A 23,331-nucleotide genomic window follows, 5' to 3' on the forward strand; every position below is an offset into this window, starting at 1 on the left:
TGGGCACCCGCCTGACGCGATGGATCAATCCTCCATCGCCTCCAGCTCGTCGATCATGCCGGAAATCATCGAAAGACCCTTGTCCCAGAACTTGGGATCCGAGGCATCAAGGCCGAAGGGTGCTAGAAGCTCCTTGTGGTGCTTGGAACCACCCGCCTTCAGCATGTCGAAATACTTCTCCTGGAAGCCCTCGGGGTTTTCCTCGTAGACCGAGTAGAGCGCGTTCACCAGCCCGTCGCCGAATGCATAGGCGTAGACGTAGAAGGGCGAGTGGACGAAATGCGGGATATAGGCCCAGAAGGTCTCGTACCCTTCCATGAAATCAAAGGCTTCGCCCAGGGATTCGGCCTGCACCGACATCCAGAGCGCGTTAATGTCATCGGGCGTCAGCTCTCCGCCGCGGCGCGCCTCGTGCAGTTTGCACTCAAAATCATAAAAGGCGATCTGGCGCACGACCGTGTTGATCATGTCCTCGACCTTGCCCGCCAGCAGCACGCGGCGTTCATTCTGGTCCTTGGCCTTTTCCAGCATCTTGCGGAAGGTCAGCATCTCGCCGAACACGGACGCGGTTTCCGCCAGGGTCAGCGGGGTGGAAGAGAGCATTTCGCCCTGACCGGCGGCCAGCACCTGGTGCACGCCGTGACCCAGCTCATGCGCGAGGGTCATCACGTCGCGCGGTTTGCCGAGATAGTTCAGCATCACATAGGGGTGCACATCGGTGACAGTGGGGTGGGCAAAGGCGCCCGGCGCCTTGCCGGGTTTCACGCCCGCATCGATCCAGCCCTTGTTGAAGAAGGGATCGGCGATTTCGGCCATGCGCGGATCAAAGGCGCCATAGGCCTCCATCACGATGTCGCGGGCCTCGTCCCAGCCGACGGTGCGGGAGACTTCCATCGGCAGCGGCGCGTTGCGGTCCCAGACCTCCATACGGTCAAGACCCAGCCATTTGCGCTTCAGCTCGTAATAGCGGTGCGACAGCTTGGGGTAGGCGGCCACGACGGCTTCGCGCAGGGCCTCGACAACTTCGGGTTCGACATCATTGGCCAGATGGCGGCCCATCTGCGCCGAGGGCATGCCGCGCCAGCGGTCGACGATTTCCTTTTCCTTGGCTTGCGTGTTGTGGACGCGGGCAAAGATCTTGATGTTCTCGGCAAAGACCCGCGCCAGTTCGCGTGCCGCGGCTTCGCGTTTGCTGCGGTCTTGGTCGGTCAGGAAGTTCAGCGTGCCTTCGATGTTCATCTCTTCACCGTCTACGGTGAAGGTCAGACCGGCGATGGTCTCATCAAACAACTTCTCCCAGGCGTCGCCGACCACGCCCAGATCGTGCAGGAATTTTTCCAGCTCATCCGACAGCTGGTACGGCTTCATCGCGCGGATGCGGCGGAAGACGGGTTCATAGCGTGCGAGATCCGCATTGGCGGCAAACAGCGCCTTCAGCTTGTCATCTTCGATACGGTTGATCTCGAGCGTGAAGAAGACCAGCGGCGTGGTGAAGACGGTGACCTTTTCCTGGCAATCCGACAGGAATTTGGCGCGGTCTGCATCGGTGGTCAGCTGGTAATAACGCAGGCCCGCATAGGACATCAGGCGCCCGGCGATGGCGTTGATCTTTTCGTTGCGCAGCACGCAGTCCAGCAGACCCGCCGCATCAAGATCGGCCAGCTTGCCTTCGTAATCGGCGGCAAAGGCGCTGCATTCCTGCTCCAGCCAATCCAGATCGCGTGCCAGTTCGGGGGCGTCATCAGCGGTGTAAAGATCGGTCAGATCCCATTCGGGCAGATTGCCGAAGGCGTCAGAGCCTCCACCGGCATTGGCGTCACGAACGGGGAAAGGCAGTTGAAACATGGGGCCTCCTTGAAGCGTCATGTGAAAAGATGAGGCACAGCCGCGCCGTGCCATTCGATTGACATCTAAGCAGCGGCGCGGGGGATCACAAGCGATCAGCGGCGCCGCCCATCAGCCGGGGCGTTCAGCCCCGGTATTGGTCAAAGAGGGCGCACATGCGGTCAAAGGTGTGCTGGCGGATGGCTGGACCTTCCATCACCACCTCGTGCTGGGCGCCCTGAACCAGATCCAGCTCGCCGCCGGGCCAGCGCTGCATGCGGTCCTTGATGGCGTCAGTATTTACGATCTGCTCGTCGCTGCCGAGGAAGGTGATGCAGGGTAGCGCCGGAGAGGGGCGCTGGGCCAGGGCGGCGCATTCCTGCAGTCCTTCGCTCAGCCAATGTACGGTTGGCCCGCCCAGTGTCAGATCCGGCTGGGCCTCCAGCTGTTCCTGCATGAACCGGTACATATCCGCGTCATTGGTCAGAGTGTTGCCTTCGTAGGGGGCGGATTGCACGTAATGCCCCTTGGTCGTGGTGGGCGCGCGCATTGCGCTGAAACCCAGATGTGGCGCCAAAGCGCCTAAGATGCGTGCGACGGGGCGCATGGCGGCGGGGATCTGGATCCCCCACATTGGCCCGGTGAAGGCGCAGGCCTTGACCGGCAACCCTTCGATCAGGGCGCGCAGCCCGATGGCGCCGCCCATGGAGTGAGCCAGCAGGAACCAGGGCTTCGGCAGGTCAAGCTGCTGCGCCAGTTGCACCACGGCGGCGACGTCCTGCTGAAAGTCGGGGAAATGCTGAACATGGCCAAGACGCCGGTCGTCCAGCATCCGGTCGGCCAGCCCCTGTCCGCGCCAGTCCACGGCCAGCGTCGCAAAGCCGCGCCGACCCAGATCGATGGCTGCAGGGCCGTATTTTTCGATATATTCGGTGCGTCCGGGAAAGATCAGCACCGTGCCCTTGATCGCCTCGCGCGGCAGACCGTCGGGCAGCCAATGGCCCACGCGGATGCGCAGGCCATCTTTGGTGGTCACCCAATGGGCTTCTCCCCCTTCCGGACCATCGGCGATATCGCGAAAATACGGGGCAGGGGTCAGATCCATAGGGCGGGTCTCCATCATTCAGGTCGGTGTGGTCAGGCGAGGGCCGAGGCCAGTTTCATCGCAGTGCCCATGTCGCCGTCAACGCTCAGTTTGCCGGTCATGAAGGCGCTGGTGGGGTTAAGTTCACCGGACAGGATCGCCTCAAAGGTTTCGGCATCGGCGGACATGGTGACATCGGTTTCTTCGTCGCTGATCCGTGCACCGTCGCTGTCCAGCACGATCGCGCCCATGTCTTCGATCTGGAACTTGGCGCTGCCGTCAAAACCGGCGGCATCTAGTTTTTCATTCAGGGCTGCGGCGGCTTGTGTCAGGGTGTCGCTCATCGGGTCTTCCTCGCTCATTTGCAGGGGCATCGCACTTTTATGTGAAGCTTTCGTCTACGGCACTGGAAAATGCGATGCACGGGGTTACACTGAGGGTCATCATGGTTGCAAATGTTCCGAACCTCAAAGCTATCGTGGCGGCAACGGCGCTGACAGTCACGTTTTCCCTGCCTTCGGCGGTTCTGGCACAGGTCGGAACCGGTGCCCCGGATGAGGCGACGCTACTGGCAGAGCTGTCGGTGGCGGATCCCACCGATGCCGCTGCCATCGATCGTGAGCTGCAGGCGCTGTGGCGCAAAAGCGGCTCGCCTGCGATGGATCTGCTGCTGACGCGCGGCGTCCGGGCGCTGGAGCGGGGCGACACGCAAGAGGCAATCGAGCATCTGACCGCGCTGACCGATCACGCGCCGGGATTTGCGCGTGGCTGGTACGAGCGGGCGCGCGCCTATTTCGTCATCGGCCTTTATGGTCCCTCGGTGGCGGATCTGGAGCATGCCCTGGCGCTGAACCCCAATAATTACGATGCGATCTACGCGCTGGGCACCATCTTTGAACAGTTCCGCGACCCCCAGAACGCCTATGCCGCCTATTTGCGCGCCAAGGCTATACATCCGACGCATCAGGAAGTAACCAAGGCGCTCGACCGATTGGCGCCCTTGGTCGAGGGCAAGGAACTCTAGGCCCCGACCGGGGCAGGGGCGGTGCTATGGCAAACGCATCACGGGTGACGGCGGTCCTGGGACCGACCAACACCGGCAAAACCCATTACGCAATCGACAGGATGCTGGGGTATCGGACGGGGATCATGGGATTCCCGCTGCGGCTGCTTGCGCGCGAGGTCTATGACAAGATCGTCGCGGCGCGCGGCCCCTCTGTGGTGGCGCTGCTGACCGGTGAAGAGCGGATCGTGCCGCCGCGCGCGCAATACTGGATTTGCACCGTTGAGGCGATGCCAGAGGGGATGGGCTGTGACTTCCTCGCCATCGACGAAATCCAGCTTTGCGCCGATCCGGAACGAGGCCATGTCTTTACCGACCGGCTGCTGCGGGCGCGGGGCACCCATGAGACGCTGTTTCTGGGCGCCGACACCATGCGCGGGCCGATTCAGGCGCTGGTGCCGGGGGTGGAGTTCGTGCGCCGCGAACGGATGTCCGATCTGGTCTATGCCGGATCGAAGAAAATCAGCCGGATGCCGCCGCGCACCGCTATTGTCGGATTCTCGGTCGATAACGTTTATGCAATCGCCGAGCTGATCCGCCGTCAAAAGGGCGGCGCCGCGGTGGTGATGGGGGCGCTGTCCCCGCGCACCCGTAACGCGCAGGTGGCGCTCTATCAGAATGGAGAGGTCGACTACCTGGTGGCTACCGATGCCATCGGCATGGGGCTGAACCTTGATATCGACCATGTCGCCTTTGCCTCGACCTCCAAATTCGATGGCCGCCGCATGCGGCCGCTGGCAGCAAACGAGCTGGCCCAGATCGCAGGCCGCGCCGGGCGCGGGATGAGCCACGGTTCCTTCGGGGTGACCGGCGATGCCCGCCCGCTGGATGAAGGCACGGCGCAGGCGATCATGGAGCACCGTTTCACGCCGCTGAAAAAGCTGAACTGGCGCTCCTCCGCGCTGCAATTCGGTACTGTCGAGGCGCTGATCCGCTCGCTTGAGGCAGCGCCGCAGGATGAATTCCTGATGAAGGCGCGCGAGGCCGATGACCTTGGCGCGCTGAAAGCATTGTCGCAGGATCCCGATATTCTGGCCCGGACCACCAATGCGCCTTCGGTGCGGCTGTTGTGGGATGTCTGCCGAATTCCCGATTTCCGTGGTATAAGCCATGCCGAACATGCGTCGCTGTTGCGGGGGATCTTCAATCACCTGCATGGCGGCGGCGTCGTGCCCGACGATTGGCTGGCCCGGCAGATAAAGCGGATCGACCGGACGGACGGAAATATCGATGCCTTGTCCAAACGGTTGGCATTTATCCGCACATGGACCTATGTGGCACAAAGGAAAGGCTGGCTGCGTGACGAAATCCATTGGCGGAATGAGACTCGCGCTGTAGAAGACAGGTTGTCGGACGCATTGCACGAACGTCTGACTGAAAAATTTGTGGACCGGCGCACATCCGTGCTCTTGCGCCGGCTCAAGCAGAAGGAGGCCCTTTTGGCCGAAGTGAATGACAAGGGTGAAGTGACCGTCGAAGGCGAATTCGTCGGACGGCTCGAAGGGTTCCGGTTCTCGCCTGACAAGGGCGCAGAAGGTGCTGAAGCGAAGGCGTTGAAATCCGCGTCTTTGCAGGCACTCGCTCCGCATTTTCATCTGCGGGCAGACCGGTTCTACAATGCGCCCGATACCGAAATTGATTTTACCGAACAGGGTGGCCTCATGTGGGGCGATAGCGCCATCGGCAAATTGGTCGCCGGTGCAGATCCGCTGACCCCTGGCGTGCAGGTCTTTGTCGACGATGCAGCCGGGACCGAGGTTGCGCAAAAGGTCGAACGCCGCCTGCAGCATTTCATCTCCCGCAAGGTCCAGTCGCTGTTTGAACCGCTGTTGAACCTGCAAAAGGACGAGGAACTGAACGGGCTGGCCCGTGGTTTTGCCTTCCGCATGGTCGAGGCGCTGGGACTGCTGCCCCGCCACACCGTCGCGCAGGAGGTCAAGGATCTGGACCAGGACGCCCGTGGCGCGCTGCGCAAGCACGGTGTGCGGTTCGGTCAGTTCACCATCTTCATGCCGCTGCTGCTGAAACCGGCGCCGACGCGTCTGCGTCTGGTGCTGTGGTCGCTGGCAAACGGGCTGCAGGACTTCCCCGAGGCACCGCCGCCGGGTCTGGTGACCGTGCCCGCGCTGAAAGACGCACCGCAGGGCTATGACACCATGTCCGGCTACCGCGAAGCGGGCGAGCGGATGATCCGCATCGATATGCTGGAACGGCTGGCCGACATGCTGCGCGCCGAAGACAGCCGCGGTGGTTTCGAAGCCAAGCCCGACATGCTGTCGATCACCGGCATGACGCTGGAGCAATTCGCGGACCTGATGCAGGGCCTTGGCTATCGCGCCGAAAAGGGTGAACGCGAAAAGGTCAAACCGGCGGATGCAGTTGTCGCTGAAACCGGCACGCCCGCGGCGGGCCAGCCTGTCATGGATGCCGCAGCGGACGCGGAAAACACCCCGGCCGCTGCGCCTGCGGGTGAGGGCGATGCGCCTGCCGCAGATGTGGTGCCTGAAGCCGCCGCCATCGCCGACGAAGGTGTGGCGCCGGTTGCGGAAACCGGTTCGGATGCTACAGCGGAAGAACCCGTGCCTGAGGTCGCCGAGAATGAAACCCCGGTGGGTGAAGCGGCAGACGCCTCTGTTGAGGCGCCTGAAGTCGAGATCTTCTATACTTTCACCTGGGGCGGTCGTGCCCGTCAGGGCGGCAACCGCGGTCAGCGCCGTGGCCAGCAAGGTCAAGACGCCCGTGGCAATGCCGGTGGCGGCAAGGGCAAACCCCGCGGTGCCAAAGGCGGCGCTGGTGGCGGCAAACCCGGTGGCAAGAAAGGCGGACGTCCTCAGCAGCAGGGCGGCAAGACCTATTCTGCCCGCCCGCCGAAGAAAGAAAAGAAGATCGATCCCGACAACCCCTTCGCCGCGGCGCTGATGGGGCTGAAACAGGGCGACTGATCCGGCCATGCAGGAGGGCGCGGCAAAGATCCGTATCGATAAATGGCTGTGGCATGCGCGGTTTTTCAAAACCCGCAGCCTGGCCGCGAAACAGGTCAGCGCCGGTCACGTCCGCCTGAATGCCGACAAGATCTCGAAACCGGCTCAGAACGTCACCCCGGGTGACGTTCTGACCTTTCCGCAGGGGCGGCAGATTCGGGTTGTCCGTGTCGAAGCCATCGGCGAACGGCGCGGACCGGCGCCTGAAGCACAAACCCTGTATTTCGACATGACCGAAAAACAGGAAAGCGTTCCGGCCAATCCGCGCTTTGAGGGAAAGGGCCGCCCTGATAAGAAATCTCGCAGGGCGCTTGATCTTACCCGCAGGGGCGACATCCATTGACATCTTGAAGATGGCGCCGCTCTGGATTAGCTAGACGCCAAACAGAAAACGGGACCTGGCACTATGACCTATGTCGTTACGGAAAACTGCATCGCCTGCAAATACACCGATTGTGTTGAGGTCTGCCCTGTAGACTGTTTCTACGAAGGCGAGAACACGCTAGTCATCCACCCGGATGAATGCATTGACTGCGGTGTCTGTGAACCGGAATGCCCCGCCGACGCGATCCGCCCGGATACCGAGCCGGACATGGACAAATGGGTTGAGTTCAACCGCAAGTATTCCGAGATGTGGCCGGTGATCGTCTCCAAGAAAGACCCGATGCCCGGCGCAGAAGACCGCGACGGTGAAGAGGGCAAGATGGAGAAATACTTCTCCGAAGCTCCTGGCGAGGGCGGCTGAGCCCCAGGGCGCGGCCCGCTGACCACCCAGATCGCATGCGATTCGCAGGCTTTTACCTGGCTGTGAGGGGCAGGGCCTTTAAAGGGCATAATCGGCGCTGAAACGCCTATATCACGCAGGTGTTTGGCGGGCGTTTTGGGTGTGACTTCCGAATACCCCGATTTTGTGGTATTATCTCTCTCCGAGATGAACAGAACACGAGATGTTGCCCGACTGTTTGAATGCCTATTCACACTCTACGGGCATATTTTCTGCGACTATCGCGTGGCGCGCGGATCACTGCAAGTGACCCGGTGACCACTCTTTGTCGTTGTCGTGCCGGAACATGCATCCGGCTTATTGCGAGGAAAGACCTGTATGACAAAATCGAAGAAGCTCGAATTCCGCCCCAATGAGTATGTGGTTTACCCGGCGCATGGTGTCGGCCAGATCATCTCGATCGAGGAGCAGGAAGTGGCCGGCTTTGCGCTGGAGCTTTTCGTAATCACCTTTGAAAAGGACAAGATGACCCTGCGGGTGCCGACCAACAAGGCGGTCGAAGTGGGCATGCGCTCGCTTAGCTCTCCCGATGTGATCAACCAGGCCATGAAGACCCTCAAGGGCAAGGCCAAGGTCAAGCGGGCCATGTGGTCCCGCCGCGCGCAGGAATACGAACAGAAGATCAACTCCGGCGATCTGATCGCCATCGCCGAAGTGGTCCGCGACCTGCACCGCACCGACGATCAGCGCGAGCAAAGCTATTCCGAGCGTCAGCTGTACGAGGCTGCGCTGGAGCGTCTGACCCGCGAAGTGGCTGCCGTTGCCGATGGTGACGAAATCTCGGCCGCCAAACAGGTGGATGAGGTTCTGACCTCACGCGCTGCTGCGGCCTGAGGCTGCCGGAAACAGCCGGACACCGAAAGACACATGCAAAAACAAAGGGCCGCGCCGGGTTGCGCGGCCCTTTGTTTTTCCGGATGTTCTGTTGAGCCGGGATTGGGGTAGAGCAGGGGCACAGCGGGCATGCAGAACCTGAAGAAACGCATCAACACCCTTTACGAGGGCGCCTCGCCCGGTGCGGTGCGGTTCCGCTATGGCATCATTATCTTTGATGCGCTGTCGATCCTGTTCTTCATTGCCACGGCGCATGTCGATCATGGTCCGATGCTGATCGCGATCAGCCAGCTGCTCGGCGTTATCATTGGGCTGGATCTGGCGGCGCGGCTGTGGATCGCCCGTAACCGCAAGGCCTTCCTGTGGCAGATCTATACGCTGGCCGATGTGACGGTGATCGTGACCCTGCTGCTGGATCCGTTGTTCTCCGGCAGCCTGGCTTTTTTGCGGATCCTGCGGGCGCTGCGGCTTATCCATTCCTACCATCTGCTCCGCGACCTGCGCCGCGACAGCGAATTCTTCCGCCGTAACGAGGATGCGCTTCTGGCCGGGGTCAACCTCTTCGTGTTCATCTTTGCCACCGCCATGGCGGTGCTGATCTTCTTTATCGATGAGACCCAGACCCAGTCGCCCTATGTGGATGCGCTCTATTTCACCGTTGCGACGCTGACCACCACCGGGTTTGGCGATATCACCATGGCCTCTCCGGCGGGCAAGATGTTTTCGGTTTTTGTCATGGTGGTCGGGGTGGCGCTGTTCGTGCGGCTGGCGCAGGCGATCTTTCAGCCGCAGAAGGTGCGTTATACCTGTCCTACCTGTGGCCTGACGCGGCACGATATCGACGCGGTCCATTGCAAGCATTGCGGCGAACAGCTGAAGATCCTGACCACTGGCGTCGAGTGACCCCTCAGAGCGCCAGCAAGACCAGCAGGCCCGTAAGCTCGCACAGTTGCTGGGTCGCGCCCAGAATATCGCCGGTCTGACCGCCGATCTTGGCCCGCGACAGCGCGCCAAGACCTGCCGTGACCAGCGCCATGATCACGGCCGCGGCCAAGAGCTGCGACAAGGCGATGAATGGCAGCGCCAGACCCAGTGCCAGAACCCCGCCCAGCACAACGGGCAGGGCGCGGGGGCGTCCGACGCTGCGGGACAGGCCATCGGCGCGCGCATGGGGCAGGGCGTACATCAGAACTGGCATGGCAGCCCGGCTGAGCATGGCCAGCGCCAGCAGCGGCCAGGGGCCTGCGGTCTCCAAAAGGGCGGCCAGCGCCACCCAGCGCAGCCCCAGCCCGAGGATCAGCGCCAGCACCCCATAGGTTCCGATCTGGCTGTCCTTCATGATCTCCAGCCGACGCGCAGGCTCGAACCCGCCCCACAGCCCATCGGCGGTGTCGGCTAGGCCATCCTCGTGCATGGCGCCGGTCAGCAGGATCTGCACCGCCAAGGCCAGTCCGGCGGCAACCAACGGCGGCAGGCCAAGCGTGAGGGCCAGGCTGGCCGCAATCGCGGCGGGCAAGGCGACGGTCACGCCCACCAGCGGAAAGGCCCAGACCGCTGCCGATTGCCGTTTGAACGTCTCTGCCGACAGGTGCGGCAGGGGCAGGCGGGTCAGCAGAACCAGCGCCAGGGGAATGTCGGCTGCGCGGATGTCGGTTTTTCGCATTTGCGGGCCTCTTGCGGGACTTGCAGCGGGGGGGCGAGCGGTTAAACAGGTGCCCAATCGCTTTACCCGCGTCCCGTAACCCTATGCAACGAGGCTGATCCATGCTGCCCCAGATATCTTCTCTTGATGACTTTCGTGCCCAGCTTGGTGCGGCACCGGCAGCAGATGCCTCCGCAACGCAGGGCGCCGAGGCGCGCAATGGGCAGCTGACCAAACCACCCGGGGCACTGGGTCGGCTGGAGGACCTCGCGATCTGGTATGCGGGCTGGCGCGGCAGCGACCGACCAGCCATTACCGCGCCGCAGGTGATCGTCTTTGCCGGTAATCACGGCGTGACGGCGCAGGGTGTGTCGGCCTTTCCGGCCGAGGTGACCGCCCAGATGGTTCTGAATTTCGAACATGGCGGGGCGGCGATCAATCAGCTCGCCGAATTCGCCGGCGCGCGCATGGATGTGCATGCGCTGGACCTTGACCGGCCAACGCAGGATTTCACCAAGGCCCCCGCGATGAGCGAGGCTGAGCTGCTCAGCGCCTTGCAGGCAGGTTGGGAGGCGGTGGACCCCACGGCGGATCTGCTGGTGGTGGGCGAAATGGGCATCGGCAACACCACCGCCGCGGCGGCCCTGTCCTGCGCGTTGTTCGGCGGCGCTGCAGCCGACTGGACCGGGCGTGGCACCGGCGTCGATGATGCCGGGTTGGCCAACAAGAGCCGGGTGGTGGCCGAGGGCGTCGCCCTGCATGGTCCCCAGATCAAGGATGGTCTGGATGCGCTGGCATGTCTTGGCGGGCGTGAGATTGCCGCCATGGCCGGTGCCATCGCGGCGGCCCGGATGCTGCGCATTCCGGTGATCCTGGATGGCTATATCTGCTGTTCCGCAGCAGCCTGCCTGCTGAAAACGCATGAGGGCGCGCTCGATCACGCGGTGGCGGGTCACAAGGGTGCAGAGGCGGCGCATGTGATGCTGCTAGACAAGCTGGGCAAGGAGCCGCTGCTGACCTTGGGACTGCGCCTTGGCGAGGGCTCTGGTGCGGCTCTGGCGATTCAGATCCTGAAGGGCGCAATCGCCTGCCACAGCGGCATGGCGACCTTTGCCGAGGCGGGCGTTACCGACGGCTAATGGCCCATCAGCCGGGCGATCTGGCCGGGATCAGGAGGACTTTTGGTCCTTCTGCTCGGCCAGTTCCAAGAGGGCCGTCTCCAGATCCTTTTCCAGCTCGCGCGCGCGGGCGATATAGGCCTTGTTTTCACTGGCCGGAGTGCCGGGCACCCAGTGCTTGGCCAGCTCGCGGATGGTCAGGCGATCATGGGCATAAAAGGTCTGTTCCGCCTGCGCGGCCTCATATTCGCTGAGGCCGATCCGCTCCAGCACGTAACGTCCGGCACGCAGGGAGCTATCGAACATTTCCCGCACGATGTCATTGGCACCGGCCTGATACAGATCGAAAACGTGATGCCGGTCATAGGCCCGGGCGATGATGTGGATATCGGGGTAGTTGCGCCGCACATAGTCCACCAGTTTCACGGTGTTCTCCGGATCATCCAGCGCCACCACAAGGATCTTGGCCTTCGCAATGCCGGCGGCCTTCAGCAGCTCGGGTCGGGTCGGATCGCCAAGAAAGCTTTTGACGCCGAAACGGCGCATCAGTTGAACGGCTTCCATGTCGTTGTCGAGCAGCACCGTCTTGAAGCCGCTGGCGCGGACCAGCCGGTTGACGATTTGGCCAAATCGGCCGATGCCGGCAATGATCACGGGGCCTTCCTCGTCGATTTCATCCGGGGCATGCTCCACCCGCGCCTCGCCCAACCGTTTGGACAACAGGTCATAGGCAATGAACAGCAGCGGCGTGATCAGCATCGACAGGGCGATGATCAGTAACAGTTTTTCCGACAGGGCGGGTGGGATAACGTTGAGCTGCCGGGAAAAGGCAAGCAGCACGAAGCCGAATTCACCTGCCTGCGCCAACCCCAGCGTGAACAGCCAATGCGCCCGGCGGCGCAGGCCGAAGGCGCGGCCGACGAAATAGAGCACCAGCCCCTTGGCGACGATCACCAGCAACGCGAGGCCGATCAGATCGCCGGGGCTGGCGAGGAACAGGCGGTAGTTGATCCCGGCGCCCACGGTGATGAAGAACAACCCCAGAAGCAGCCCTTTGAAAGGGTTGAGGTCGCTTTCCAGCTCGTGCCGGAACTCGGAGTTGGCCAGAACCACACCGGCCAGAAAGGCACCAAGCGCAGGGGACAGGCCGACCAGCGTCATCAGGAAGGAGATTCCGACCACGATCAGCAGCGCCAGCGCGGTATACATTTCCCGCAGGTTGGAGGCATGAATGAAGCGGAACAGCGGGCGGGTCAGATAGATCCCGGCCAGGATGATAAAGGCAACAGCGGCAATGGTGATCAGGGTCACGGCCCAGCCGGGCATGCCTTCGACCAGAGACAGCGAGCCATGCCCACCGTTGTGACCGGCCTCGGCGGCGCGCTGGATCGACCCGTCGGAGCCGATTTGCGGGCCACCGGTGGTCGCCAGCAGCGGTAGGAAAGCAAGGATCGGAATGACGGCGATATCCTGCGTCAGCAGCACCGAGAAGCTGGCCCGCCCGCCGCCGGTCTGCATCAGGCCCTTTTCTGACAGGGTCTGCAGCACGATCGCGGTCGAAGAAAGCGATAGCGCGAGGCCGATTGCAAGGCTCACCTGCCAAGGCTCCCCGGCGGCCATGGCAGCGCCCATCAGGGCCAGGGTACTGAACAGGACTTGCAAACCGCCAAGACCCAATAGCTTATGCCGCATGGCCCAGAGTGCCCGCGGCTCAAGCTCCAGGCCGATCAGGAACAGCATCATCACGACGCCAAATTCGGCAAAATGCTGCAGGTCCTGGGTTTCAGAGCCGACAAAGCCGAAGACTGGTCCGATTAGGATGCCGGCTGCAAGATATCCCAGCACCGAACCGAGCCCCAAGCGCGCTGCGATGGGGACCGCGATGACGGCGGCGGCGAGGTAAATCGAGGCTTGGTAGAGAAACGCGTCCATGCCGAAGGTATGGCAAGCGACAGCCGCCTTGGCAACGGGTTAGGGCGACTTGCGGATGTAGGCCGGGCCTATTGCGCCTGTTCCGCGACAGGCCCGGGCATGGTGTTATTTCTCGTGGATGCGGATGTCGCCGGACAGTTTCTCGATCCGCTCCAGCCGCTCGGAAATCCGGCGCTGGAAGACGCCAAGCTGGTCGATGATGTCCGACAAGGTTTCGCCCGACTCAGGGAGGCGCGCGCTTTCGATCTTGCACAGCACCCGGGTCGAGCTGAGGCCAAGGAACTGGCGGTGCATGACCTGGCAGGCGTGCATGATTCTGTCTGCTTCGCGGTTGACGTCTTCCTGGCCGACGCGTTTGCGGTCCAGCTGGTCATTCACGATCTGCTTCAGAACGGCGCGTTCATGCGCCATATCGATCTCGCCCAGGGCGCGGCGTTCCATGCTCAGCTGTTGGTCGCACTCCTGCAGCATGCGGGTGATGCATTGCACCATCAGGCTGGTGTTGACGGTGGATTTGATGGTGGCAAAGGTGCTGTTTTCGCCCATCACATGGGCGGCGAACCAATCGGACATCTCTCGCGACATGGAACCGTAGTTCTGGGACAGGACGGTGACTGGACCGCCGGCGGGTTCAATACGCGATGCGATGACCCGCAGATTGTGGGGGATCGTGTGCATAGCGTCGAAATCCTTGACCAGACCTTCGGTCTGATCAACCAGAACCTGGGCGTTGTCGAGCATTCGGGCAAGCGCCAGCAGCGTTTCGTCCACCGGGTTCCCGAGGGCCGCATCGCGGGCCTTGAATTCCTCGCACAGAGCATGGGCTGCGAATTGATCGTAGTCTTCAAACCCTTTGCTGCGCACCCATTCCATCATGATCTCGGCGCTTTCGTCGGGGGAGAGGCCTTCCTGCTCTTCCGCCAGGCGCATCGTCTCGTAGATGGTCTGCACCTCCTCAAAGACCGGGCTGGTCGGCTTGATCCGGGCGGAGAGATAGCCATCCTTGTGGGGCACCACGACGGCGAAGACCCAATAGTACAGGCCGTCCTTGGCCAGGTTCTTGACGTAGGCACCGATGGTTTTGTCGGCCTTGATGGTGTCCCAGAACAGCTTGAACACGCCACGTGGCATATCCGGGTGGCGGATCACCTTGTGCGGTGCGCCGATCAGTTCAGGCCAATCGTAATCGGCAACCCGCCGGAAAATATAGTTTCCGGCCTCAATAACTCCGCGCTTATCGGTGCGAGAGAAGAACACTTCGTTCAATTTGAACGGGGCTTCTCCGCTGGACGGGCGGGTTTCAATACGGCGGTCGACAAATGACATTAGGTGTTCCCAGCTTTAGGCATGCGCAATGCATCTTTAGCGTGAGAATCTTCCCGTATCGTTAAGTCGGCAGGGGCGCATCGCGTTTTAACTGCGCCATTACGATCTGGCTTTGCACCCGCGCAACGGCTGGGTGTGTCAGCAGAACATCGTGGATCAGCGTGTTCAGCGCCTCAAGGTCGCGGCAATAGACCCTCAGCAGGTAGTCGGCCTCGCCGGTCATGGTCCAGGCTGAAGTGATTTCGGCCCGGGTGCTGACCAGCCGGGCAAAGCTGGCCGATTGTTCAGGGCCATGGCTGCCCAGATGCACCTGTACAAATCCTTGCACCGCCAGCCCCAGTTTCGCCGCATCCAGCCGCGCCGCGTAACCCTGGATATACCCTTCGGCCTCCAGCCTTTGCCGCCGCCGTCCGGCCTGACTGGGTGACAGGTTCAAAAGCTCCCCCAGCTCCTGTGCCGTGAGGTGGGCGTTCTTCTGCAACGCGGCCAGAAGGCGGGTGTCGGTGGAATCGAGCATATGCGTGGTATTCCCGAAAAGACTGGAAAGTATGCGGTAAGTGCGCATAAAATCCTAGCAGGAGGCCAATGAATGCGCAAACACTGCGTATCGAACGCGCTATCTTTATGGCAGAATTGAAACGCGCAATCAGGAGGAGCACCCATGGGTCCGTTCCCGCACAATGCCCCGAAATCCGTCATCAGCGAAGAGAACCCCGCAGGCACCGATGGTTTTGAATTCGTCGAATTCGCCAGTCCGGAGCCGCAGGAGCTGCGCGACCTTTTCACCAAGATGGGCTACGAGCTGGTGGGCCGCCACAAGACCAAGCCGGGTGTCGAGCTGTGGCAGCAGGGCGATATCACCTATATCCTGAACGCCGAAAAGGGCAGCTTTGCCGAGAAGTTCGTCGAAGAGCACGGCCCCTGCGCCCCTTCGATGGGCTGGCGCGTTGTGGATGCGCAAAAGGCATTTGATCACGCTGTTGCCAAGGGCGCCGAGCCTTATGAAGGCGATGACAAGACCATGAATGTGCCCGCGATCAAGGGCATCGGCGGCTCGCTGATCTACTTCATCGACCAGTACTATGAGACCTCGCCCTACAACGAGGAATTCGAGTGGCTGAAACAATCCAAGCCGCGCGGCGTGGGGTTCTATTACCTCGATCACCTGACCCACAATGTCTACAAGGGCAACATGGACAAGTGGTTCAAGTTCTACGGCGAGTTGTTCAACTTCAAGGAAATCCGCTTTTTCGATATCGAGGGCAAATTCACCGGTCTTCTGAGCCGTGCGCTGACCTCGCCTTGCGGCCGTATCCGTATCCCGATCAACGAGGATCGTGGCGAGACCGGCCAGATCGTCGCCTACCTGAAAAAGTACAAGGGCGAAGGCATCCAGCACATCGCCGTGGGCACCGAGAACATCTACGATTCCACTGACGAGATTTCCGAGCGCGGCATCAACTTCATGCCGGCCCCGCCGGAAACCTACTATGACCTCAGCCATGACCGCGTCGTGGGCCACGAAGAGCCGATCGAGCGCATGAAGAAACACGGTATCCTGATCGACGGCGAAGGCGTCGTGGATGGCGGTGAGACCAAGATCCTGCTGCAGATCTTCTCCAAGACTGTGATCGGCCCGATCTTCTTCGAATTCATCCAGCGCAAGGGCGACGATGGCTTTGGCGAGGGCAACTTCAAGGCGCTGTTCGAATCCATCGAGCAGGAGCAGATCAACAACGGTGAAATCCAGGCCGCCGAGTAATCCGGCGCGGATCCGGGGCTGCCTTTGGCGGTCTCGCGGTCTGGTCTGATTGTGTAAAGAGTGATTGGACCGGCTCCTGTTTGGGAGCCGGTTTTTTCATGTCGGTAGCGCATGTGAATGTGCGGTAGAGGACATGATGCCAGGTGGTCAGCGCAACACTGGCTCTTGCATGCCTTCGTGAGGATTTTGTGGGGGGCAGGGAGGAACGGCGGAAAGAACCGGCTGCAGGTCAGTATTACTCGGGCATTTCCAGCGTGTGGTTGCGGCCGCTTTTCTGGTATTGCAGCCGGGCATCGCCGATGGCGACGACACGGCCACCATCCAAACGGTCGCCGACTTGGACCTTGCGATAGCGGCCACTCGGCAGGCGCACCAGTGCGCGACGGTCGGCAGAGGTGCCATAGACGCCGATCAGGTTCAGGCGGCGCAGGTTGATCGCATTGGTGATGGTGGCCTGCCGCGACACCGAGGCCGAGCTGGGCAGGCGCGGGGTAACGGTGGCAGGCACGGCTGCGGCGGTGGCCACGGCTGTTGTACTGCGCTGAGCTCGGTCAACAATGTTGGAGAAATTCGTCGGCCGCGCCCGCGGGGTGACAGAGGTGGCAACAGCCAGTGCGGTGGCAGGCTGGCTTTCCTGTTCTTCGGTCTTCAGTGAGGCCGGGCGGATGCGCGGGCGCAGGCTGGCCAGCTCGGCGCGGCTGCGCCCGCCCAGCTGTGCCCGTTCCACCTGTTCGGTGAGGTCGGCAGGCCGGGCACGCGGGCGCAGTTGCGACAGGGCTTCAAGCCGGGCCGCTTCGGCCTCTGCGGCGGCTGCCGCCTCGGCCACGGCGGGGTCGATACGTTCCGGTGTAGGCGGTGGCACGACCGGCGGGCGGCCCAGGAAAACCATCACGCCGTCGGGGTTCACGGTGCCTTCGGGCGTGGCTTCGACGAGCCCGCGCCGGTCCAGCGCGATGGCACTGCCTGCGGCAGCGGGAGAGCTGACGACATCCGGGGCGTCATCGGTGCTCGCATCCGGTTGCGGTGGCAGGGCGACGGCGTCCTGCGACAGGTCGGTATCGTCGATCGAGGCGACGTAGATACCGTCGAGATCTACCACCGCCGGGACCTGCGCGATTTCGGGCACCGCCTGCCAGATGCCGGTGGCGGCATATTGCGCGGCCTGCTCCAAGGCGTGGTCTTCGGCGCTGATAGCTTCAGGCTCTGTATCGGTCGCGGTGTCATCCAGCACACCATCGGCGATGGCTTCGGGGTCAAGCCGTGCGGTCTCGATATCGGCTTGATCCTGCGCATCTGCGGTACCGGGGGTGTCCTCGGTGTCGGGAAGGAAGGTCACACCCGGGTCCGGCTGGTCCGGCAGGGCGCTGACCTGCGGCGCAATGGGCCGGTCTTCGGTGTCTGCCGTCAATACATCTGCCGGTGTGGTTTCAGCAGGCTCCGCGGAGGCCAGCGGCACAGAAGGTGCTTCGTCCGGGATCTCTGGCACTGTGGTTTCTGCCGGAATTGCATCGCCTGGCTGCGGTGCCTCTGGTTCCGCTGCCGGTTCCGGCGTGCTGCCCCGCAGGGGGGTATCCTCGGCAGCGGGCTGATCCGAGAACCGGCCAAACAATCCGCCCGGGGACACATAGGCGAGCGCGGCGACGGTCACCATGAAAACCACCAAGAGGACCGTCAGGACCAGTCCCATGTTGCGCGGTTTTGTCGGGGTGCGGCTTGGTGCCGGTTTTCCGAATCCGGCTTTCTGTCCCAACAGGCGGGCCAGCAAACCCGGAACTGCGCTCTCGCCTTTGCCGCTTTGCGGCTGGCCTGGCGGTGGCGTGATCGGGGTTGCAGGCGCTGCGCTGGCAGAGTCGGGCTGTTTCTTAGAGACCGGAGCGGCAGGCCCCTCGGGGGCACCGGTTTTCTGCGGTCCCTGACCCCCTTTCTGAGCGGTGATCTTGTGATCGGCCACCGGCGTCGGTGCTGCGCGGGTGGCGCCAGCGAGGGCAGGGGCCGCAGCGCCGCTGTCGGCCTTCCGGCGCCGGGTGCTGAAACCCATGGCCGGTCCCTGATCTTCGCCGGGGCCTTCCTCTGCTGCGCCCTCGGCGCCAGCCTTCGCAGAGATTTCGATCTGCGGGGACTTATCCCCGGCAGTCTTGTCCTCGGGGCGTAGAGGCTGGGCCTCGGTCTTGCCATCATCGGTCGTTTCCGCCTGCGTATCAGCAACGGAAACAGCGTCTTTGTCGGCGCCTTGGTCAGGGACACCCGGTTTTGCGGCTGGATTTTCCTCAACAGTCTCCGGGGCCGGTTCCTGAGATTCATCCGGCGCGCCTGCTGCGGGCGCTGCTTCGTCGGCGAGAACTGGGGTCGCCTCGGCGGGGGCCTCGGTTTCTTTTCCGGCAGGCTCGCCAATCTTCTTGGCCTGCGGCGCGCTCTTTTCGGCGGCTTTGGGCGCACGCGGAATGACCGGCCCGATGTCGACAACCGCGATGCCATCCGGCTCAATCGGGGCGTCTCCGATCGCGGTGGATGCGCCAAAGAACGGCTCCCCGAGAAAATCCATATCGCCGGGTACGGCTACGAAACTGGCCGGGATGAACCCGTGTTCCAGAGCGAAGCCTTCGGCTTCCTCCAGGGTTTCGCGGGCGACGGCTGCCACATGGGTCAGCGGCCCGTCTTCGGAGATATCAAAGGACAGATCCGCCACAGCGTAGGGCGTGGCGCCTTCTAGCGCCTTTTTCGCCATCTCGCGCCGGGTGGGAGCGTCGGCAGTACCGGTTTCAACGGTCAGATAACGGATCTGATCGTTCGGAATCACCACCTTGCAACAGGTGGAGCCGCCCTCCGCCAGCGCCTCCCCGGCTGTGCGTAGATCGGTCAACGCCCGAGGCAGATCCGGGTGGCTCAGCGGCACCTTGCCAATATTGCGCCAGCCGCCGGCGGCGCGGTGCAGAAAGGCGATGCCTTCAGAAGACAGAGAGAGTGCAAACCCCGGTTTCATTGTGCGGTCAAACCATCCAAATTCCTTGTGCCCGGACCGCTAAGTGCCCGTCTGGCCTTGCGGGCAGACCTTAAAGCAGGAGTTTGCCGAGGAAAAGGAAAAGACGGGAAGAGCCCTTGTCTGTGGCAAGGAAACGCTTTCATCATGGGGACAACACAGGAGACGCGAGATGAAAACGAAGGCGATACTTGCATCATTGATGATCTGGACCTGTTCCACCGGCGCAGGGCTGGCCGAGGCTGCGGCCCCGCGCCAGATCGTGGTCACCGGAGAGGCACACACCGAGGTTGCGCCGGACCGGGCCACCATCACTTTGGGCGTCACCGCCGAGGCGGAAGAGGCGGCTATAGCCATGCGTCAGGTGTCGGAGGACATGACGGCGGTGATTGCCGGGCTGCGTGAGGCGGGCATTGCCGCAGAGGACATGCAGACCCAATCGATTTCGATTGATCCGGTCTGGAGTGCCCGGCGCACATCCGATGGCCGGGAACAGCGCGAGATCACCGGGTTTGTTGCCAGCAATACGCTGGCGGTCCGGGTGCGGGACCTGGATAATCTGGGACAGGTTCTGGACCGGGTACTGACCGCCGGAGCCAATAATTTCAGAGGCTTGAGCTTTGGCGTTGCAGATTCCGCGGCGGTCATTGACCAGATCCGGGGCGATGCGGTGCGCGATGCCATCCGCAAGGCGCGGCAACTGGCCGAGGCGGCTGAGATGGAGCTGGGGCCGGTACGCTCGATTACCGAACATGGCGGCAGTGGCGGTCCGCGTCCGATGAAGATGATGGAAATGGCCCGCTCATCCTCGATGCCGGTCGAGGCCGGAAGCCTTGGTTTTGAACACAGCGTCTCGGTTGTCTTCGACCTGCGGGTGCCGGGTTTGGAATAACATTGGTAGCGGACAAAGTACGTGCCAGACATGAAAAGGCCAGGCGATTTGCCCGGCCTTTGTTGTGTTTGCAAACTGCGGCGCGGGATCAACCGCAGGCTTTGGTCAGGGCCTGATCCAGATCAGCGATCAGATCATCGGGATCTTCGATGCCGATGGAAATGCGCACCACGTTGGGGCCTGCACCGGCCGCTTCCTGCTGCTCGGGTGTCAGCTGGCGGTGGGTGGTCGAGGCCGAGTGGATGATCAGCGAACGGGTGTCGCCGAGATTGGCCACATGGCTGAAGATATCCAGCGCATCGACCAGTTTGATGCAGGCCTCATAGCCGCCTTTCACTGCGAAGGTGAACAAGCCGCTGGTGCCCTTGGGATAGCAGGCCAGCGCCCGTTCGTAATAGGGCGAAGAGGGCAGGCCGGCATAGGTCACGTAATCAACGCGATCATCCTGCTCCAGCCAGCTGGCAACCTTGATGGCATTGTCACAATGGCGCTGCATGCGCAGGGACAGGGTTTCGATGCCCATCAGCGTGTAATGCGCCGCCTGCGGGTTCATCGTCATGCCCAGATCGCGCAGCCCGATGGCGATGCCGTGGAAGGTGAAGGCGAGCGAGCCGAAGGTCTCGTGGAACTTCAGCCCGTGATAGGCCGGTTCCGGCGCCGACAGGGACGGGAACTTGTCCGAGGCGGACCAGTCGAAATTGCCGGAATCGATCACCGCGCCGCCGGTGACGGTGCCATTGCCGGTGAGGTATTTGGTGGTGGAATGCACCACCAGCGCGGCACCCTGGGAAATCGGGTTGCACAGGTATGGCGTGGCGGTGGTGTTGTCGACGATCAGCGGCACCCCCGCGGCGTCGGCCACATCGGCCAGGGCGCGGATGTCGGTGACATAGCCGCCCGGGTTGGCGATGGATTCGCAGAACACCGCGCGGGTGTTCTCATCAATGGCATCACGCACGGCGTCCAGATCGTCGGTGTCGACAAAGGTCGCCGACCAGCCAAAGCGTTTGATGGTCTGGCTGAACTGGGTGACGGTTCCGCCATAAAGCCGGGTTGAGGCAACCACGTTGCAGCCCGGCGCCATCAGCGGGAACAGGGCCAGGATTTGCGCCGCATGGCCGGAAGAGCAGCAAACCGCGCCGACGCCGCCTTCAAGCGTGGCCAGACGTTCTTGCAGCACCGCGACCGTGGGATTGGTCAGGCGCGAATAGATATAGCCGACTTCCTGCAGGTTGAACAAAGCGGCCGCATGGTCGGCGTCGCGAAAGACGTAAGAAGTGGTCTGGTAAATCGGGGTCTGGCGGGCGCCAGTGGCCGGATCGGGTCGTGCGCCGGCATGAATTTGCAATGTATCAAAGCCGTAGCTGGGGGCATCGGTCATATGTCTCTCTCCCTGAAATCGTGACTTGCCACAGGTTTAGGGCAGCACGGGCGCCCACACAACGCAAACCGGTGAAATCGGGACAGGCTACCTGCAACCCGCGCAGGTCGTGGGAAATTATTCCTGGCCTTTGCCGGGGAGGCCGTCCTGAGAAGGGGATGGAGCCTCTGGCATTGGCTCCGTAACATATGCGGTCCAAGTGAATGCAGCGCCGGGGCGGGGGCCGCGGCGCTGCATGGGGGCATTCTTCGTGAGACGCGGGCCTAGTGGAAAGAGGGGCCCTGATGCTCGATACCTGTGGGAGAGGTCTGCCCCCAGATCGGGGCGGCATCGGCGGCAAGAGCGGCATCCGCCTGCGGTGCGGGGCGCAGGTTCCAGGCCGGGTGCATCCAAACGGCAGCCTGATCGGCTACTTGTGTGCGCAGCTCGTCCTCATGGACCGACAGGCTCAGCTGTGCGGAATCGTGCTGGGCGGTCACGGCAACCTGCAGCCCGGGCCAGGCCTTGGCCGACTGATCCAGCAAATAGGCTGTCCGGCCCCAGTGGCCGTCAGAGGCCAGTCCGTTGTCGACGCGGATTCCCGGAGCCAGCTCCATCTCGAAGCTAACAAGCACAGCCTGGAGCGTGCCTGCTTCCGTGCAGGTTAGATCCGCCGTGGTGCGGGCCGGTTTGAGGCTGGGCCGGGTGAAATCGAATTGGAACAGCTCCGTCGTCGGCCCCAGCGGGCGCAGGTTGCAGGCCGCGAAATCGTTCGGGGTGATCTGCGCAACGCGGGCAAAGTGGTGAAAGGCACTGAGATCAAAGCCTTCCGCCCGTTGCGGGCGCCACAGATCAAGCAACTGATCGCTTTCCACGGCTTGCGCCACCAGGGTACCGCGTTCGGGGATGGCGCGCGCCTCGGGCTTGGCCAGAGCGCCCATGGCATGGGTCAGTGTTGCCAGCGCGCCTTCGCCCAGAAGGACCGTGTCGACGATTTCCGAAATCACCACATCTGCCGCTTCTGGCATGTCCTCACCAATTACGATCTCATGCGACCATTTCGGGATCACGGTGATGCGGTCAGAGAGACCATTGTCAGCGATGACGCGGGTTGCGGCCTCGGCGATCAGCGGCTGTTGTTCGCAGGTGTAGACGTGTTTCGCCCCGGCGCGCGCGGCCAGCATCGCCGTCAGACCGGCGCCGCAGCCGATGTCCAGCACCACATCGCCCGGTTTTACCTTCGCTGCGATCGCCTTGGCATAGGCGTTGTTGCGGGCCGTATCCGCCAGCATCGGGAAATGCCAGCGCGGCACGAACATCTGGTGCAGCCGTTCCTGGAAAATCTGCGCCTCGTGGTTCCGGGGATCAAGCGCAAGGGCCTGGGACAGCATCTGCGACGTCCTGCGGCCCCCATCGGTCAGAGGCATGGATTTTGCGAGCTCTACAAGTTTCTCTGCGCCGTGCGCAGCCTGAGAGGTGTTGTCCTGAGGCGAATGCGGCATCTGATTTTCGGCCAACTTTTAGATTTCCTTATTTGAGGCAAATGCGATTGATCCCATATTGCGCAGACGCGTCTAACAAAGGGTAAAGCTGAACTAACGAAGCTGTGAATGCTTCATTGACTGCTGCCGCGTGTCTCGGCGCTCAGACCGGCCCGATCGGCATGGGGTGTCCATTTGATCGCGGTCCGGCGCTGAGATGTTTTTGCTCTGAATGCTGTGCGGGACAGGGGAGAGTACAGCGCGTGATAGG

The 23,331-nt window shown here is 62.4% G+C and carries 19 protein-coding genes; 9 read left to right on the forward strand and 10 right to left on the reverse strand.

The features are described from left to right. Positions 1–24: 24 nt before the first annotated feature. The 3 genes from SM764_RS13055 to SM764_RS13065 form a co-directional block, all read right to left on the reverse strand. On the reverse strand, positions 25–1,845 hold the full coding sequence (locus SM764_RS13055) for a M3 family oligoendopeptidase (RefSeq protein WP_274832967.1): 1,821 nt from the start codon (positions 1,843–1,845) through the stop codon (positions 25–27). 124 nt (positions 1,846–1,969) lie between these two features. Further along, positions 1,970–2,944, reverse strand: a complete 975-nt coding sequence (locus tag SM764_RS13060; RefSeq protein WP_065273774.1) for an alpha/beta fold hydrolase — start codon at positions 2,942–2,944, stop codon at positions 1,970–1,972. Between the two features lie 17 nt (positions 2,945–2,961). Further along, positions 2,962–3,252: an SCP2 sterol-binding domain-containing protein gene (locus SM764_RS13065; protein WP_065273775.1), complete on the reverse strand. Its 291-nt coding sequence runs from the start codon at positions 3,250–3,252 to the stop codon at positions 2,962–2,964. A gap of 101 nt (positions 3,253–3,353) precedes the next feature. Between SM764_RS13065 and SM764_RS13070 the strand changes: the two genes are divergently transcribed. The 6 genes from SM764_RS13070 (at position 3,354) to SM764_RS13095 (ending at position 9,473) form a co-directional block, all read left to right on the forward strand. Further along, entirely contained in the window at positions 3,354–3,932 is a 579-nt protein-coding gene (locus tag SM764_RS13070; RefSeq protein WP_065272977.1) for a tetratricopeptide repeat protein, read from the forward strand. 26 nt (positions 3,933–3,958) lie between these two features. After that, complete coding sequence (locus tag SM764_RS13075) at positions 3,959–6,913, forward strand: helicase-related protein (protein ID WP_369001975.1); 2,955 nt, start codon at positions 3,959–3,961, stop codon at positions 6,911–6,913. 7 nt (positions 6,914–6,920) lie between these two features. Then, the gene (locus SM764_RS13080) at positions 6,921–7,295 is read left to right on the forward strand and encodes an RNA-binding S4 domain-containing protein (RefSeq protein WP_065272979.1); all 375 of its coding nucleotides are present in this window, start codon (positions 6,921–6,923) and stop codon (positions 7,293–7,295) included. A 63-nt stretch (positions 7,296–7,358) separates the two neighbouring features. After that, positions 7,359–7,697 (forward strand): ferredoxin FdxA, encoded by a 339-nt coding sequence (gene fdxA, locus SM764_RS13085; protein WP_065272980.1) that lies wholly within the window; start codon positions 7,359–7,361, stop codon positions 7,695–7,697. Positions 7,698–8,054: 357 nt separating this feature from the next. Next, positions 8,055–8,570: a CarD family transcriptional regulator gene (locus SM764_RS13090; RefSeq protein WP_065272981.1), complete on the forward strand. Its 516-nt coding sequence runs from the start codon at positions 8,055–8,057 to the stop codon at positions 8,568–8,570. Positions 8,571–8,699: 129 nt separating this feature from the next. After that, positions 8,700–9,473 (forward strand): ion channel, encoded by a 774-nt coding sequence (locus tag SM764_RS13095; protein WP_274830080.1) that lies wholly within the window; start codon positions 8,700–8,702, stop codon positions 9,471–9,473. A 4-nt stretch (positions 9,474–9,477) separates the two neighbouring features. Here the strand turns inward: SM764_RS13095 and cobS are convergent, their stop codons facing one another. Continuing rightward, a complete protein-coding gene (gene cobS, locus SM764_RS13100) occupies positions 9,478–10,233 on the reverse strand; it encodes an adenosylcobinamide-GDP ribazoletransferase (protein WP_369001976.1) in 756 nt (251 codons plus the stop codon). A 101-nt stretch (positions 10,234–10,334) separates the two neighbouring features. On the opposite strand from cobS, the gene cobT reads away from it, so the two are divergent. Continuing rightward, complete coding sequence (gene cobT, locus SM764_RS13105; RefSeq protein ID WP_368948281.1) at positions 10,335–11,351, forward strand: nicotinate-nucleotide--dimethylbenzimidazole phosphoribosyltransferase; 1,017 nt, start codon at positions 10,335–10,337, stop codon at positions 11,349–11,351. A gap of 30 nt (positions 11,352–11,381) precedes the next feature. On the opposite strand, the gene SM764_RS13110 is transcribed toward cobT, so the two are convergent. The 3 genes from SM764_RS13110 to SM764_RS13120 form a co-directional block, all read right to left on the reverse strand. Next, the gene (locus tag SM764_RS13110; RefSeq protein ID WP_065272985.1) at positions 11,382–13,262 is read right to left on the reverse strand and encodes a monovalent cation:proton antiporter-2 (CPA2) family protein; all 1,881 of its coding nucleotides are present in this window, start codon (positions 13,260–13,262) and stop codon (positions 11,382–11,384) included. A gap of 105 nt (positions 13,263–13,367) precedes the next feature. Next, positions 13,368–14,588, reverse strand: a complete 1,221-nt coding sequence (locus tag SM764_RS13115) for a PAS domain-containing protein (RefSeq protein ID WP_065272986.1) — start codon at positions 14,586–14,588, stop codon at positions 13,368–13,370. A 61-nt stretch (positions 14,589–14,649) separates the two neighbouring features. Continuing rightward, positions 14,650–15,105 (reverse strand): Lrp/AsnC family transcriptional regulator, encoded by a 456-nt coding sequence (locus SM764_RS13120; protein WP_065272987.1) that lies wholly within the window; start codon positions 15,103–15,105, stop codon positions 14,650–14,652. Positions 15,106–15,249: 144 nt separating this feature from the next. Between SM764_RS13120 and hppD the strand changes: the two genes are divergently transcribed. After that, the gene (gene hppD, locus SM764_RS13125; protein WP_065272988.1) at positions 15,250–16,350 is read left to right on the forward strand and encodes a 4-hydroxyphenylpyruvate dioxygenase; all 1,101 of its coding nucleotides are present in this window, start codon (positions 15,250–15,252) and stop codon (positions 16,348–16,350) included. A gap of 235 nt (positions 16,351–16,585) precedes the next feature. Here hppD and SM764_RS13130 read toward each other — a convergent pair whose 3' ends face one another. Then, the gene (locus SM764_RS13130; protein ID WP_369001977.1) at positions 16,586–19,330 is read right to left on the reverse strand and encodes a hypothetical protein; all 2,745 of its coding nucleotides are present in this window, start codon (positions 19,328–19,330) and stop codon (positions 16,586–16,588) included. Between the two features lie 169 nt (positions 19,331–19,499). Here SM764_RS13130 and SM764_RS13135 point away from each other — a divergent pair, with 169 nt between their 5' ends. Beyond that, entirely contained in the window at positions 19,500–20,219 is a 720-nt protein-coding gene (locus tag SM764_RS13135; protein WP_369001978.1) for an SIMPL domain-containing protein, read from the forward strand. 88 nt (positions 20,220–20,307) lie between these two features. On the opposite strand, the gene SM764_RS13140 is transcribed toward SM764_RS13135, so the two are convergent. Beyond that, positions 20,308–21,600 (reverse strand): O-acetylhomoserine aminocarboxypropyltransferase/cysteine synthase family protein, encoded by a 1,293-nt coding sequence (locus tag SM764_RS13140; RefSeq protein WP_274830073.1) that lies wholly within the window; start codon positions 21,598–21,600, stop codon positions 20,308–20,310. Between the two features lie 263 nt (positions 21,601–21,863). Further along, on the reverse strand, positions 21,864–23,081 hold the full coding sequence (locus tag SM764_RS13145) for a class I SAM-dependent methyltransferase (protein WP_490363081.1): 1,218 nt from the start codon (positions 23,079–23,081) through the stop codon (positions 21,864–21,866). Positions 23,082–23,331 lie beyond the last annotated feature (250 nt).

The sequence above is a fragment of the Pseudophaeobacter sp. 1A16562 genome (assembly GCF_041008785.1).
Classification (GTDB): Bacteria; Pseudomonadota; Alphaproteobacteria; order Rhodobacterales; family Rhodobacteraceae; genus Phycobacter; species Phycobacter gallaeciensis_A.

Coding starts and splice junctions, on each gene's coding strand:
- SM764_RS13110 (WP_065272985.1), bottom strand. CDS start 13,262: ATGGACGCGTTTCTCTACCAAGCCTCGATTTACCTCGCCGCCGCCGTC.
- SM764_RS13130 (WP_369001977.1), bottom strand. CDS start 19,330: ATGAAACCGGGGTTTGCACTCTCTCTGTCTTCTGAAGGCATCGCCTTT.
- SM764_RS13120 (WP_065272987.1), bottom strand. CDS start 15,105: ATGCTCGATTCCACCGACACCCGCCTTCTGGCCGCGTTGCAGAAGAAC.
- SM764_RS13065 (WP_065273775.1), bottom strand. CDS start 3,252: ATGAGCGACACCCTGACACAAGCCGCCGCAGCCCTGAATGAAAAACTA.
- SM764_RS13075 (WP_369001975.1), top strand. CDS start 3,959: ATGGCAAACGCATCACGGGTGACGGCGGTCCTGGGACCGACCAACACC.
- hppD (WP_065272988.1), top strand. CDS start 15,250: ATGGGTCCGTTCCCGCACAATGCCCCGAAATCCGTCATCAGCGAAGAG.
- SM764_RS13080 (WP_065272979.1), top strand. CDS start 6,921: ATGCAGGAGGGCGCGGCAAAGATCCGTATCGATAAATGGCTGTGGCAT.
- SM764_RS13070 (WP_065272977.1), top strand. CDS start 3,354: ATGGTTGCAAATGTTCCGAACCTCAAAGCTATCGTGGCGGCAACGGCG.
- cobS (WP_369001976.1), bottom strand. CDS start 10,233: ATGCGAAAAACCGACATCCGCGCAGCCGACATTCCCCTGGCGCTGGTT.
- SM764_RS13055 (WP_274832967.1), bottom strand. CDS start 1,845: ATGTTTCAACTGCCTTTCCCCGTTCGTGACGCCAATGCCGGTGGAGGC.
- SM764_RS13095 (WP_274830080.1), top strand. CDS start 8,700: ATGCAGAACCTGAAGAAACGCATCAACACCCTTTACGAGGGCGCCTCG.
- SM764_RS13060 (WP_065273774.1), bottom strand. CDS start 2,944: ATGGAGACCCGCCCTATGGATCTGACCCCTGCCCCGTATTTTCGCGAT.
- fdxA (WP_065272980.1), top strand. CDS start 7,359: ATGACCTATGTCGTTACGGAAAACTGCATCGCCTGCAAATACACCGAT.
- SM764_RS13090 (WP_065272981.1), top strand. CDS start 8,055: ATGACAAAATCGAAGAAGCTCGAATTCCGCCCCAATGAGTATGTGGTT.
- SM764_RS13115 (WP_065272986.1), bottom strand. CDS start 14,588: ATGTCATTTGTCGACCGCCGTATTGAAACCCGCCCGTCCAGCGGAGAA.
- SM764_RS13135 (WP_369001978.1), top strand. CDS start 19,500: ATGAAAACGAAGGCGATACTTGCATCATTGATGATCTGGACCTGTTCC.
- cobT (WP_368948281.1), top strand. CDS start 10,335: ATGCTGCCCCAGATATCTTCTCTTGATGACTTTCGTGCCCAGCTTGGT.
- SM764_RS13145 (WP_490363081.1), bottom strand. CDS start 23,081: ATGCCGCATTCGCCTCAGGACAACACCTCTCAGGCTGCGCACGGCGCA.
- SM764_RS13140 (WP_274830073.1), bottom strand. CDS start 21,600: ATGACCGATGCCCCCAGCTACGGCTTTGATACATTGCAAATTCATGCC.